General features: G+C 61.2%; 11 protein-coding genes and 1 pseudogene. 5 read left to right on the forward strand and 7 right to left on the reverse strand.

From position 1 onward, the window contains the following. Nucleotides 1–471, reverse strand: a pseudogene (locus tag B7Y49_RS13925) (DNA-directed RNA polymerase subunit beta'); the annotation flags it as partial. 81 nt (nt 472–552) lie between these two features. Further along, a complete protein-coding gene (gene rpoB, locus B7Y49_RS13930) occupies nt 553–4,704 on the reverse strand; it encodes a DNA-directed RNA polymerase subunit beta (RefSeq protein ID WP_374128207.1) in 4,152 nt (1,383 codons plus the stop codon). 331 nt (nt 4,705–5,035) lie between these two features. Between rpoB and B7Y49_RS13935 the strand changes: the two genes are divergently transcribed. Then, the gene (locus B7Y49_RS13935; protein ID WP_374128208.1) at nt 5,036–6,346 is read left to right on the forward strand and encodes a hypothetical protein; all 1,311 of its coding nucleotides are present in this window, start codon (nt 5,036–5,038) and stop codon (nt 6,344–6,346) included. A gap of 79 nt (nt 6,347–6,425) precedes the next feature. Here B7Y49_RS13935 and rplL read toward each other — a convergent pair whose 3' ends face one another. After that, nucleotides 6,426–6,806 carry a 50S ribosomal protein L7/L12 gene (rplL, locus tag B7Y49_RS13940; protein ID WP_374128209.1) on the reverse strand — a complete coding sequence of 127 codons (381 nt, stop codon included), beginning with the start codon at nt 6,804–6,806 and terminating at the stop codon, nt 6,426–6,428. A gap of 76 nt (nt 6,807–6,882) precedes the next feature. Beyond that, entirely contained in the window at nt 6,883–7,398 is a 516-nt protein-coding gene (rplJ, locus tag B7Y49_RS13945) for a 50S ribosomal protein L10 (RefSeq protein WP_374128210.1), read from the reverse strand. Between the two features lie 427 nt (nt 7,399–7,825). Between rplJ and B7Y49_RS13950 the strand changes: the two genes are divergently transcribed. From B7Y49_RS13950 to B7Y49_RS13960, 3 genes are all read left to right on the forward strand, one after another. Continuing rightward, the gene (locus B7Y49_RS13950; protein ID WP_374128211.1) at nt 7,826–8,410 is read left to right on the forward strand and encodes a uracil-DNA glycosylase family protein; all 585 of its coding nucleotides are present in this window, start codon (nt 7,826–7,828) and stop codon (nt 8,408–8,410) included. Between the two features lie 81 nt (nt 8,411–8,491). Continuing rightward, on the forward strand, nt 8,492–9,454 hold the full coding sequence (locus B7Y49_RS13955) for a protochlorophyllide reductase (RefSeq protein WP_374128212.1): 963 nt from the start codon (nt 8,492–8,494) through the stop codon (nt 9,452–9,454). Nucleotides 9,455–9,606: 152 nt separating this feature from the next. Beyond that, nucleotides 9,607–10,626 carry a sensor histidine kinase gene (locus B7Y49_RS13960; RefSeq protein ID WP_374128213.1) on the forward strand — a complete coding sequence of 340 codons (1,020 nt, stop codon included), beginning with the start codon at nt 9,607–9,609 and terminating at the stop codon, nt 10,624–10,626. A gap of 12 nt (nt 10,627–10,638) precedes the next feature. Here the strand turns inward: B7Y49_RS13960 and B7Y49_RS13965 are convergent, their stop codons facing one another. From B7Y49_RS13965 to rplK, 3 genes are all read right to left on the reverse strand, one after another. Continuing rightward, a complete protein-coding gene (locus tag B7Y49_RS13965) occupies nt 10,639–11,454 on the reverse strand; it encodes an aspartyl/asparaginyl beta-hydroxylase domain-containing protein (protein ID WP_374128214.1) in 816 nt (271 codons plus the stop codon). Between the two features lie 183 nt (nt 11,455–11,637). Beyond that, the gene (gene rplA / locus B7Y49_RS13970; protein ID WP_374128215.1) at nt 11,638–12,333 is read right to left on the reverse strand and encodes a 50S ribosomal protein L1; all 696 of its coding nucleotides are present in this window, start codon (nt 12,331–12,333) and stop codon (nt 11,638–11,640) included. A 4-nt stretch (nt 12,334–12,337) separates the two neighbouring features. Beyond that, nucleotides 12,338–12,769, reverse strand: a complete 432-nt coding sequence (rplK, locus tag B7Y49_RS13975) for a 50S ribosomal protein L11 (RefSeq protein WP_374128216.1) — start codon at nt 12,767–12,769, stop codon at nt 12,338–12,340. A gap of 274 nt (nt 12,770–13,043) precedes the next feature. Between rplK and yghU the strand changes: the two genes are divergently transcribed. Then, nucleotides 13,044–13,856: a thiol:disulfide oxidoreductase gene (gene yghU / locus B7Y49_RS13980; protein WP_374128217.1), complete on the forward strand. Its 813-nt coding sequence runs from the start codon at nt 13,044–13,046 to the stop codon at nt 13,854–13,856. Nucleotides 13,857–13,928: the final 72 nt, after the last annotated feature.

Here is a 13,928-nt window from a genome sequence, read left to right on the forward strand (position 1 = left end):
GAACTTCTCCAGCGGGGTGATGCCCGGTTCGATGACGATATAGGCTTCGAAATACAGCACGCGCTCAAGCTGCTTCAGCTGCATGTCGAGCAGCAGGCCGATGCGGCTCGGCAGCGACTTCAGGAACCAGATATGCGCAACCGGGGCGGCGAGCTCGATATGGCCCATCCGCTCACGGCGAACCTTCGACACGGTGACTTCAACGCCGCACTTTTCGCAGACGATGCCCTTGTACTTCATGCGCTTGTACTTGCCGCACAGGCACTCGTAATCCTTGATCGGGCCAAAGATGCGCGCGCAGAACAGGCCGTCACGCTCAGGCTTGAACGTGCGGTAGTTGATGGTCTCCGGCTTCTTGATCTCGCCGAACGACCACGACCGGATGCGATCCGGCGAGGCGATCCCGATCTGGATCTGGTCAAAGGTTTCCGGCTTGGCGACCGGGTTTGCGAAGTTGGTCAGTTCGTTCATTTCTCAATTCCTCGCTTGGCGGGAAAATTCATATCGGCTGGGGGAGGGGAGCACTGCCTACTGGAGGCAGTGCTCCTCCAATCACTCCGCCGCGATCACGACGCCGTCACTGTCGAACTGGTCGATCGACTTCAGTTCGACGTTCAGGCCCAGCGAGCGCATTTCCTTGACGAGCACGTTGAAGCTCTCCGGAATGCCGGCCTCGAAGCTGTCGTCACCCTTGACGATCGCTTCGTAAACCTTGGTGCGGCCGACCACGTCATCGGACTTCACCGTCAGCATTTCCTGCAAGGTGTATGCGGCACCGTAGGCCTGCAGCGCCCAGACCTCCATTTCACCGAAACGCTGGCCACCGAACTGCGCCTTACCACCCAGCGGCTGCTGGGTAACGAGCGAGTAGGGGCCGATCGAGCGGGCATGGATCTTGTCGTCGACCAGATGGTGGAGCTTGAGCATGTAAATGATGCCCACGGTCACCTTGCGATCGAACATCTCACCCGTGCGGCCGTCGAACAGCTCGGACTGACCCGATGTTTCGAGCCCGGCGAGCGCCAGCATGTCGGACACGTCCTTCTCGCGCGCACCGTCGAACACGGGGGTGCCCATCGGGATACCCGTCTTCGAATATTCGGCGAGCTCGGCGATCTGGTCACCATCGCGGGCGTTGATATCATCGGCATATTGCGGACCGTAGATTTCAAGCAACCGATCCTTGACCGGGGTCGGCATGGCACCGCCCTTGGCATCCGGATTGGCTTCACGCCATTCTTCCAGCGCCTGGTGGACCTGCTGGCCCAGATTGCGCGCTGCCCAGCCGAGATGCGTCTCGAAAATCTGCCCCACGTTCATGCGCGAAGGCACGCCGAGCGGGTTCAGCACGAGATCGACCGGTGTCCCATCGGCGAGGAACGGCATGTCCTCCGCCGGCAGGATGCGGCTGATGACGCCCTTGTTGCCGTGACGGCCGGCCATCTTGTCGCCTGGCTGCAGCTTGCGCTTCACCGCGACGAACACCTTGACCATCTTGAGCACGCCGGGTGGCAGCTCGTCGCCCCGCTCCAGCTTCTCGCGGCGATCATGGAACTTGTCCTGGATCAGCTTGACGGCATCGTCATACTGGCCCTTCACCGCTTCGAGATCGCTCTGCACCTTGTCGTCGGCAACCGCGAACTTCCACCATTCGTGGCGATCGACGCTGTCGAGCAGGTCGCCGTCGATGACGACGCCCTTCTTCTGGCCCTTCGGCACGGCAGTCGCGGTCTGGCCAACCAGCATTTCGCGCAACCGGCTCCAGGTCGCCCGGTTCAGAATCGAACGTTCGTCGTCCGAATCCTTCTTCAAGCGCTCGATTTCCTCGCGCTCGATGGCCATCGCGCGCTCGTCCTTGTCGATGCCGTGGCGATTGAAGACGCGAACCTCGACGACGGTCCCCGCAACGCCCGGCGGCAGGCGCAGCGAGGTGTCACGCACGTCCGATGCCTTTTCACCGAAGATGGCGCGGAGCAGCTTTTCTTCCGGCGTCATCGGCGATTCACCCTTGGGGGTGATCTTGCCGGCCAGAATGTCGCCCGGCTCCACTTCGGCGCCGATGTACACAATGCCCGCTTCGTCGAGGTTGCGGAGCGCTTCCTCGCCGACGTTCGGGATGTCGCGGGTGATGTCCTCTGGCCCGAGCTTGGTATCGCGCGCCATGACTTCGAATTCCTCGATATGGATCGAGGTGAAGACGTCGTCCTTGACGATGCGTTCGCTGATGAGGATCGAATCCTCATAGTTATAGCCATTCCACGGCATGAACGCGACGAGGCTGTTGCGACCCAGCGCGAGCTCACCGAACTCGGTCGACGGACCGTCGGCGATGATGTCACCGGCCTTGATTACGTCGCCCACCTTCACCAGCGGACGCTGGTTGATGCAGGTGTTCTGGTTCGAGCGCTGGAACTTCATCAGCGTGTAGATGTCGACGCCGGACTTGCCGGCCTCGACTTCGCCGGTGGCGCGGATGACGATACGGGTCGCATCGACCTGATCGACAATGCCCGAACGCTTGGCACCGATCGCCGCACCCGAATCGCGGGCGACAGTTTCTTCCATGCCGGTGCCGACGAACGGCGCTTCGGCACGCACGAGTGGCACTGCCTGGCGCTGCATGTTCGATCCCATCAGCGCGCGGTTGGCGTCATCGTTTTCCAGGAACGGAATCAGCGATGCCGCGACCGAGACGAGCTGCTTGGGGCTGACGTCCATCAGCGTGATGTTGTCAGGGATCGCCATCAGGAATTCGCCCGCCTGACGCGACGAGACGAGTTCTTCCTGGAAGCGGCCTTCGCTGTCGAGATCGGCGTTGGCCTGCGCGATCGTGTGTTTGGCCTCTTCCATTGCCGACAGGTACACGACGTCGTCGGTGACCTTGTGGTCGACGATCTTGCGGTATGGCGTTTCGATAAAGCCGTACTTGTTGACACGGCTGAACGATGCCAGCGAGTTGATCAGACCGATGTTCGGGCCTTCCGGCGTCTCAATCGGGCAGATGCGGCCATAATGCGTCGGGTGAACGTCGCGGACTTCGAAGCCTGCGCGCTCACGCGTCAAGCCACCTGGTCCAAGTGCCGACACGCGGCGCTTGTGGGTGACTTCGGACAGCGGGTTGGTCTGATCCATGAACTGCGACAGCTGCGACGAGCCGAAGAATTCGCGCACTGCCGCAACCGCTGGCTTGGCGTTGATCAGGTCGTTCGGCATGACGGTCGAGACGTCGACCGAGCTCATCCGCTCCTTCACGGCGCGCTCCATACGGAGCAGGCCGACGCGGTACTGGTTTTCGAGCAACTCGCCGACCGAGCGCACCCGGCGGTTACCGAGATTGTCGATATCGTCGATTTCGCCCTTGCCGTCCTTCAGGTTGACGAGCGTCTTGACGACTTCGAGAATGTCCTCGGTGCGCAGCGTGGTCACCGTGTCCTCGACGTCGAGGTCAAGGCGCATGTTGAGCTTCACGCGGCCAACCGCCGACAGATCGTAGCGATCGGGATCGAAGAACAACCCGCTGAACAGCGACTCTGCGGTTTCGAGCGTCGGCGGTTCGCCGGGGCGCATCACGCGGTAAATGTCCGACAGCGCCTGCTCGCGCTCCTCGGCCTTGTCGGCCTTCAGCGTGTTGCGGATCCACGGACCCGTTGCGACGTGATCGATGTCGAGCAGCTCAATCCGATCGATTCCTGCCTTGTCGAGCAGTTCGAGATTCTCGGCCGACACTTCGTCGCCGGCTTCGATATAGATCTGGCCGGTCGACTCGTTGATCAAGTCGTACGCCGAATAGCGGCCGAAGATTTCCTCGGTCGGGATCAGCAGGTCGGTCAGGCCGTCCTTGGCTGCCTTGTTGGCGGCGCGCGGCGAAATCTTCTGGCCGTTGGCGAACACGATCTCACCGGTCTTGGCGTCGATGATGTCGTACATCGGCTTCTGGCCACGCCAGTTTTCCGCCTGGAACGGGATGATCCAACCACCCTGGCCGCGAACGAACGTCACGCGGTTGTAGAAATGGTTGAGGATTTCCTCACTGGTCAGGCCGAGCGCATAAAGCAGCGCCGTCACGGGCAGCTTGCGCTTGCGATCGATACGGACGTTGACGATGTCCTTCGCGTCGAACTCGAAATCGAGCCACGAACCGCGATAGGGGATGACGCGTGCAGCGAAGAGGTATTTGCCCGATGCGTGGGTCTTGCCGCGATCATGATCGAACAATACGCCCGGCGAGCGGTGCATCTGGCTGACGATGACGCGTTCGGTGCCGTTGATGATGAAGGTGCCGTTGCCCGTCATCAGGGGCATGTCGCCCATATAGACGTCCTGCTCCTTGATATCGAGCACCGAGCGGGCTTCGGTATCGGCATCGACCTCGAACACGATCAGGCGCAGCGTCACGCGCATCGGTGCCGCATAAGTGATCCCGCGCTGGCGGCATTCCTCGGTATCGAACTTGGGGGGCTCGAGCTCATAATTGACGAAATCGAGCTCGGCCGTGCCGGCGAAATCGCGGATCGGGAACACGCTGCGCAGCGTCTTTTCCAGGCCGGAGACATAGCCGATCGAAGGATCGGACCGCAGGAACTGTTCGTAGGATTCGCGCTGAACCTCGATCAGGTTCGGCATCTGCACCACTTCGTGGATATTGCCGAAAACCTTGCGGATGCGGCGCTTTGCAGTGCCGCCTTCAAATGCCTTGGTCGCCATGGAGTTTTTTGCCTCAATCAGCCAATATTATCGGGCACGCCAGAGACACAAAAAGCCGCGCGTCCCCATTGGTAGCGGGAACCGCAGCTTGCAGCGTCTCTGAAATCACGACTTTCTATACGATCGAGGTGCTGCGCGACGGCGCCTCATTTCCCGAAAGCTGTGATTGAATACGCCAACTAGGGTTGGCGGCTGGGGATGTCAATCTGTCCGCCAATCTGCCGCGATCGAGAGTCGCCGGACGGTCCCGCATCCTGAAAATGTGCCGTTTCACCACATCGATCCTCAGATGATGGGCTGTCTGCGGGCGATAAATCGCTAGGAAAGGCGCGTGGATACGATCGAATCGACTGTTGTGCGCCAAACCAAGCTGAGGATGATGCTGGCCCGCCGCCCGCTTTCGTCTGGCCTTGTGGGTGCCATGCTCGCCACTGCAGGCTTGGCGGTACCCGTTGCAGCGGGAGCGATGCCGATCGGGCAGGATGTGCCGGGGTTGGAGGGTGTCACCGTCCCGCCGGTCGCCGCAACGCCAACACCAACCGCGAGCCCCACTCGTTCACCGCGGCGTGGCCTGCCGCCGCCCGATGTCGTGCCAGAGCCTGAACTGGGGCCGATTGGCCTTGGCCTGCCGATTGATGCCCGCTCACCAGCATCGCGCGGGCGCGGGGGTGCGCCAACGGCCTTGCCAACACCAACGCCGTCACCAACAGCGCAGCCGGTCTTGCCTGATGAGAGCGTTGCGCCGGCAAATGAGCCGGGGCAAATTGACCAATCGAAGCCTGAATCCGCGCCAAGCCCGGTCCCAAGTCCGATAGCTGATGAGCCAAACCGACAGCCAGGTCCTTCAGCGGTTGAACTCGATACGGCGTTTCTATGGGCCGGCGGCGCGGCACTGGTTACGCTGTTGTTGGTTGGCGGGCTAATCGCGTGGCGTCGCCGCCGACCCGAAGCAAAAGCCGCCCCACGAACCGAAAATCAGCCAGTGCCAGTGCCGCCGCTGGTGCCTTACCCCGAACCGGCAATCCAGCCACCGCCACCGCCGCCAGTATCGCCGCCTGCGCCGTCGATGTTGCGGCGTGAGCCGGTGGCGCCGCCAGCTTCACCTGCGATTCCCCGCGTCGCAGCGCCGGTCCTGCGCCCCTGGCTGGAGATCGAATTCATCGCCCGTCGCGCCGGCACCAATCTGACCAGCGCGTCGGTCGATTTTGAACTGGCAATCCACAATATTGGCACGGTTGCCGCAACCGACGTCCGCATTCTCGTCCAGCTGCTAACCGCCAATCCCCACCAGAACGCCCAGCTCCAAACGGTATTCGATCGCCCGACCGATCAGCCGATCATGGCACCTTTCGGGCTAGATCCGGATGATACCGCGCGGATCAACGCGGTCGGCACGCTAGGGATCGAAAAAATCAACCGGCTGGAACTGGAGGGGCGGCCGATGTTCATCCCGATTATGGCCGTGCGCACGGTGTACAACTGGGCGAGTAATCGCGGCCAGCCGGGTGCGACAGCAAACGCCTATATTCTGGGTGTCGGGCGTGAAGGACAGGAAAAGATGCAACCGCTGTGGCTAGATACAGGGCCGCGCATGGCCGATCGCATCACCTATCGGTTGCACGAAATTGGCGTGCGGCGGTAAACAAAAAAGGGCGACCCGATCGGGCCGCCCTTGATTGTCATCGAACGGGGATTGGCACGCCCACCCCCTGTTGCGAGAATTACTTGAGTTCGACGGTCGCGCCGGCTTCTTCGAGCTGCTTCTTGATCTTTTCGGCTTCGTCCTTCGACACGCCTTCCTTGACGGCCTTTGGTGCCGATTCCACCAGCGTCTTGGCTTCGGTGAGGCCGAGGCCGGTCAGGGCGCGGACTTCCTTGATGACGTTGATCTTCTTGCCACCGTCGCCGGTCAGGATCACGTCGAATTCAGTCTGCTCTTCGGCTGCAGGTGCTGCTGCCCCGCCGCCGGCACCAGGTGCTGCAACCGCAACGGCGGCTGCGGCGCTGACGCCCCACTTTTCTTCAAGCATCTTCGACAGCTCAGCGGCTTCGAGGACGGTCAGTTCGCTCAGGCTCTCAACGAGCGCGTTCAGGTCTGCCATGTGTATTCTCCAGTTCGGGGCCCGAAAAATCTGCGGCACCCCATCGTTGTCAGGTCAAAAAACGGATGCCCGAAAATCAGGCTGCTTCCTTCTCCGCATAGGCGGAAAGAACGCGCGCAAGCTGCGCTGCCGGGGCCTGCGTGATCGTCGCCAGCTTGGTTGCCGGGGCAACAAGCAGACCGAGGATCTTGGCACGCAGTTCATCCAGCGAGGGCATCGTGGCGAGTGCCTTCACACCGTCAACGTCAAGGACGGTCGCGCCCATTGCCCCACCCACGATTTCGAACTTGTCGTTCGTCTTCGCGAATTCCACGGCCACCTTGGCGGCCGCGACGGGATCAATCGAGGTGGCAAGGCCTACCGGCCCGGTGAGCATATCGCCCAGCGAGAGATAGTCGGTGCCATCGAGCGCGATCTTGGCAAGCTTGTTCTTCGAGACCTTGTAGCTCGCCCCGGCTTCGCGCATTTTCGTCCGCAGCACAGATGACTGTGCAACGGTCATGCCGAGGTTGCGGGTCACGACGACCACGCCGACTTCGGCAAAACTGCGGTTCAGCTCGGCAACGAGTTCGGACTTTTCAGCACGATCCATGCCATTCTCCACGTGTTTGAACAGGCCGCCTAAGCGACCTGCCCGGTTCAAACCGGACGCAGGGGACTATCCCCAGCATCCAGGGTGTCCATTCGATGGGGCATGGGAAACTGACCGCGTGAGCGACAGCAAACCGTCACGAGCACAAAGGCTGCGTGAGCGGAAAGAATTCCATTCCCCGTCTCGGCAGGAAATTAAGGCCGGAGGATTCCGGCCACCTACTGTCTCGGACGGCAACCTGGCTGGCGCGAGCGCTGGCCAAGTGATGGCGTGCGGATAGCGGTATCGTCGCAAAAGTCAATTGCTGCGCGATCGTCCAGCACGCGCGGCAATTGTGCAGTGTGACGCGCTGGCAACGCTTGCTGAGTGGCGCGATCCGCCGTCGCGCGTCATAGGATCAACTGATCGGGAAGCGAGGCCAAGCAAAGTGGCGGACGATGCAGATGCACTGCGGGCAGAGATCCGTGCCTGCCGCGTATGCGCTGAGGCGCTGGCTGCCGGACCGCGGCCGATTGTGCAGTTCAGCGCGATGTCGCGGATCGTGATCATCGGCCAGGCCCCCGGCACACGCGTGCATGAAAGCGGGGTTCCGTGGGATGATGCGAGCGGCGAAAGGCTGCGTGACTGGACGGGCCTGTCTCAGGACCTTTTCTATGATCCGGCCATCGTCGCGCTGGTGCCGATGGGGTTTTGCTATCCGGGGACGGGCGCCTCGGGCGATTTGCCGCCACGCCCGGAATGCGCGCCATTATGGCATGATCGGGTGCTCGCGCTGCTCCCTGACGACCGGCTGACCCTGCTTGTCGGCCAATATGCGCAATCGCGTTATCTCGCACCGCGCGGCAAGCAGACGATGACGGCGGCGGTGCGCGGCTTCGCCAGCCATGGCGGGGCGATCTTCCCGCTGCCCCATCCGTCGTGGCGCAGCACGGGTTGGATGCAGAAAAACCCTTGGTTCGAGGCCGATGTTCTCCCGGTGTTGCGCGACGAAGTTCGAGCGCGGCTCGATTAGACCGAGCGAATGACCGAGCCTTGCCTTGGGCCGTGTCGCATCGCAAAGAGTCGGTCGTGGAAATGAAGGGACGATCGGCGCATGACGACAGCAAATTTGCCTCTGGCGATCATCACAGGGGCATCGTCCGGCGTTGGCCTTTATGCGACAGCGTCGCTGATTGAGCGCGGCTGGCATGTCATCATGGCGTGCCGCGATCTGAACAAGGCCGCAGCGGCAGCGACCGGGCTTGGCCTGCCCAAGGATCGATATGACCTTGTCCATCTCGATCTCGCGTCGTTGGAATCGGTGCGCGGTTTCGCGGCGGCGTTTCGCGCCAGTGGCCGTCCACTTGATGCGCTGGTATGCAATGCCGCGACCTATCTGCCGCTGCTGAAGGAACCCGCCCGTTCACCCGAGGGATATGAACTAAGCGTTGCGACCAATTATCTCGGTCATTTTCTGCTCGCCAACCTGATGCTCGACGATCTGAAGCGAGCTCCCGCGCCGCGGCTTGTAACGCTTGGCACCGTCACCGCGAATTCCGAGGAATTCGGCGGCCGCATCCCCATTCCCGCACCTGCCGATCTCGGCAATTTCGAAGGGTTCGAGGCAGGTTTCAAGGCACCGATTGCGATGATCGACGGCAAACCCTTTAAAGCGGGTAAGGCGTATAAGGACAGTAAGCTCTGCACGATGATGATGAGCCGCGAGCTCCATGCGCGGTTCCATGACAAGTCCGGGATCATCTTCAGCACGCTCTACCCGGGTTGTGTCGCGGAAACGCCGCTGTTTCGCAACGCGCCGAAGCTGTTCCAGAAGATATTCCCCTGGTTCCAGAAAAACATCACCAAGGGCTATGTCTCACAGCCGCTGTCGGGCGACCGGGTCGCGCAGGTGGTGGCAGACCCAGATTTCACGCAGTCCGGCGTGCACTGGAGTTGGGGCAACCGTCAGCAGGAAGGTCGTGCCGCCTTTGCGCAAAGCCTGTCGAGCAAGGCGACCGATACCACTCGATCGCAGCGGTTATGGGCGCTGAGCGAGCGTCTCGTGGGGCTGGCCTGAACGCCCGGCGCAACAGTGACTTATTTCTCCGCAGTTTCATGGGAACATGCTATGATCCTGCGGCGTTAGAACGAAACAGCGCATTCTCACATTGCTCTGCCGGGGATGGCTTTCGCGCCGCGAGCCTCCGGTCCCCAAGAAAGGGGGCCATTTTGTCGAATAGCCGGCCACTCCATCCCGAAGTATTGAACGGGCTGGCGTTGGCGTTGATCACGGCATCCGAAGTGCCATCGCTCTTGATTGACGACAATCTGGTGGTGAAGGCAGCCAGTAGGTCGTTTTGTGATGCGTATTTGCGGGACGATGCCGATTTGATCGGCATGAAGTTGGCGGCAGTCGGCGCAGGCCAATGGGCGACGCCCCAGCTTACCACATTATTGCGCGCTACCGCAGCAGGCAGTACCGAAATCGGTCCCTATGAAATGGATGCGCACTTCGCCGACACTGGCGATCGCAAGCTGGTCCTCACCGCCCGCCATCTCGATTACGGCGATACCGAGACGGTGCTGATTATTTTGACGATCAGCGACGTTACTGAGATGCGGTTGGCATTGAAGGCGAAGGATGATCTGCTTCGCGAGAAGACCATCCTCCTGCAGGAACTGCAGCACCGCGTCGCCAACAGCCTGCAGATCGTCGCCAGCGTGTTGCTGCTGAGCGCTCGCCGGGTCCAGTCGGAGGAAACCCGCGTCCATCTCCGTGATGCGCATCAGCGCGTCATGTCCGTCGCTGCCGTGCAACGTCAGTTGGCGGTGTCGAGCATTGGCGACGTCAAGATCGCCAATTACCTCACCGATCTGTGCGCCAGCCTGGGCGCGTCGATGATCCGCGATCACGACCAGATTTCGATTGCGGTCGAGGTCGATGACAGCATGGCAACGGCGGACACATCGGTCAGCCTGGGGCTGATTGTCACTGAACTGGTGATCAACGCGCTGAAACACGCCTTTCCGAGTCATCGGCGCGGCACGATCAAGGTCGGTTATGAATCGCTTGGGGACGCTTGGGCGCTAACCGTAGGCGATGACGGGGTTGGCATGCCGACTGGCGACAATGTTCCCGAACCGGGCTTGGGCACGAGCATCATCGAGGCACTGGCCAAACAGCTAAAGGCCAAGGTTGAGATAACGGATCTCAACCCCGGTACCCAGGTTTCGATCATCCACGCCTGATTTTGGCGGCGGTTACGCCCCGGCGCGTTCGGCGGTCCAGTTGGCGATGCCGCGCCGGGCATCCTGCACGAAACGCGATCGCCGCACGCCTTCGAGAAACAAACCGCCGACGATCTTGCCGATGATGCCCACCGGCCGTTTGAACTGGATCAGCAGCACAATCCGGGTCTCATCGGTGTCGTTGCGGACTTCGTGGTTGACGACATCGTCGAAGATCAGCGCTTTGCCCTCTTCCCAATGCACCCATTCGTCGATCACGCGCATCCGGCAATTGGCGCTGTCCTTGGGCACCTGGATGCCAAGATGGCAGGTCAGGAAAGCCTTGGTGACGCCCGTATGCGGCGGAATATGCGTGCCCGGAACCAGAATCGAGAAGAAGGCCGAGTTGAGCCCGGGGATGCGCTCGACAATCTCCGTCGTTCGCGGGCATTTCGCGCAATTGGCGGGATCGCGGTACCGATAGCCGATCAGGAACAGCGATCGCCAGCGCCCGGCTGGCGCGATTCGGCGATGATCGGGGGAGATGGTGGCGAGTGGGGGTACTTTTTCCAGATCATTCAGTGCGGCCATCGCCTCGTCACGAATGATTTCCCAATTGCTCTCGACCATCTTCACCCAGGGGAAGATCGAGGTGTCGACGATCGACGGATTTCCGATCTTCGAAGAGGCGACGATCCAGCGGTTCGTCTTGGGCTGGATCCATTTGCCAAACCGCATGATCAGCGGCTTTTTCGGCACCAGGGCAGAGCTGGGGGGCAGAGTGGCATCGATGGCGTCGGGAATGACGTCCGGCGTAACGGTATCCATCGGATGATGTGCCTGGTCCACGCTGAAACGTCCTTGCAATCTGAACTCTGACGGATGGCGCTAGCGGCCAATTCCGGCGATCATGCGGCGCCTATTGCCTCAACGTACCCGAAGTGAACAGGGCCAAATCAATCCAGCGCGAAAAGCAAAAGGGCCGGGGTTGCGCCCCGGCCCTTCAACTTCTTCGATTAATCGAAGCGCGCGTTAGGCGCCGATATCAGCAGTATCGACCTTCACGCCAGCGCCCATCGTTGAGCTGACCGCGATCTTGCGGACATATTTGCCCTTGGCACCCGTCGGCTTGGCCTTCACTACGGCGTCGACCAGCGCGTCGAAATTGCGACGCAGGTCTTCCTGGGTGAAGCTCGCCTTGCCGAGGCCGGCATGGATGATGCCTGCCTTTTCGACGCGATATTCGATCTGACCGCCCTTGGCTGCCTTCACGGCTTCAGCAACGTTCATCGTCACAGTGCCGAGCTTCGGGTTCGGCATCAGGCCCTTGGGACCCAGCACCTTGCCGAGGCGTCCGACGACGCCCATCATGTCCGGCGTCGCGATGCAGCGATCGAAATCGATCGTGCCGCCCTGAACGAGCTCCATCAGGTCTTCGGCACCGACAACGTCTGCGCCTGCTTCGCGGGCTTCGTCAGCCTTGGCACCCTTGGCGAACACGCCGACGCGCACCGTCTTTCCGGTACCGGCAGGCAGGGTGACCACGCCACGGACCATCTGGTCGGCGTGGCGAGGGTCAACGCCCAGGTTCATCGCGATTTCGATCGTCTCGTCGAACTTCGAGGTGGCATTGGCCTTGGCCAGCGCAATCGCTTCGTTGATGTTGTACAGCTTTTCGCGGTCAACGGCGGTCGCCAGCGTCTTTGCTTTCTTGGTCAGCTTGGTCATCGGATCAGCCCTCCACCACTTCGAGGCCCATTGCGCGGGCGCTGCCTTCGATGATGCGGGTTGCCGCTTCGATATCGTTGGCGTTCAGGTCCTTCATCTTGGTCTGCGCAATCTCGGTCAGTTTCGAGCGCGCAATCTTTCCAGCCGAAACCTTGCCCGGCTCCTTCGAGCCCGACTTCAGGTTCGCAGCCTTCTTGATGAGGAAACTGGCGGGCGGCGTCTTCGTTTCGAACGAAAAGCTGCGATCAGCATAAACGGTGATGATCGTGGGGATCGGCATGCCCGATTCCAGATCGCCCGTCGACGCGTTGAACGCCTTGCAGAATTCCATGATGTTCACGCCGCGCTGACCCAATGCGGGGCCGATTGGCGGGGAGGGGTTGGCCTTGCCTGCAGGCACCTGCAGCTTGATATAGCCGGTAATCTTTTTTGCCATTCTTCTCACTCTGTCAGGGGGCGGCCGCGATTAGCGGTTCACCCCGTTCAAGTTTAGCGGTTCAAGCGCCCCGGATCGGATCCGAAGCTCCCGCGCGAATTCCATTGCTTTAGCGTTGGAAGAGCGGGCGCATAGCGCAAGGCGGATCACGCCGCAACGAAGGATTTGCTATCAGTCCGTCAAGAACGTCACCGCGTGGCGCGTTCTGGCACGGCTTGCACGCGCCCCCATATTACGGTCTGCTCACTGAAACTCGCTACAATGGAGATCCGCCATGGCCGACGCCCCTGAAGCCCTCGCCAACCAGCCCGCCGGTTATGTGCCTCCCGCCATCTGGACATGGGAGCCCGGCAATGGCGGCCAGTTTGCCAACATCAACCGCCCCATTTCAGGCGCGACGCATGAGAAGGTGCTCCCCATCGGCAAGCACCCGATCCAGCTTTACTCGCTGGGGACGCCGAACGGGATAAAGGTAACGATCATGCTCGAAGAGCTGCTCGCCGCCGGCCACGCGGGCGCGGAATATGATGCCTGGCTGATCAAGATCGGCGAGGGCGACCAGTTCGGCAGCGGCTTTGTCGATATCAACCCGAACTCGAAAATCCCGGCCATGGCCGATCATTCGGTCGATCCGGTGCTCCATCTGTTCGAAAGCGGATCGATGCTGTTTTACCTGGCGGAGAAGTTCGGCGCGTTCCTGCCGACGGATCCGCATAAGCGTGCCCAGACGATGAACTGGCTGATGTGGCAAATGGGCTCGGCCCCGTTCCTGGGCGGCGGCTTTGGGCATTTTTACGCCTATGCGCCGTTCAAGATTCAATATGCGATCGATCGCTATGCGATGGAGGTGAAGCGCCAGCTCCACGTACTCGATACGCATCTGGCAAAGCACGAATTCATGATCGGCGATGAGTATACGATCGCCGATATGGCGATCTATCCTTGGTACGGCGCGGGCATCCGCGTAGCTTACAACGCCCGCGAGTTTCTGAGCATTGATGACTACAAGCATGTCCAGCGCTGGACCGACCAGATCGGCGCTCGCGAGGCGGTTGAGCGCGGATCGCGCGTGAACAGGATGCCCTGATCGAGCCGGATGTCCTTGCCTTGCGGGAAGCGCGACAATGGCGTGACCAGCAGGCGCTCCATGCCGAGCGCC

Source organism: Sphingomonas sp. 28-62-11 (assembly GCF_002278865.1).
Lineage (GTDB): Bacteria > Pseudomonadota > Alphaproteobacteria > Sphingomonadales > Sphingomonadaceae > Sphingomonas.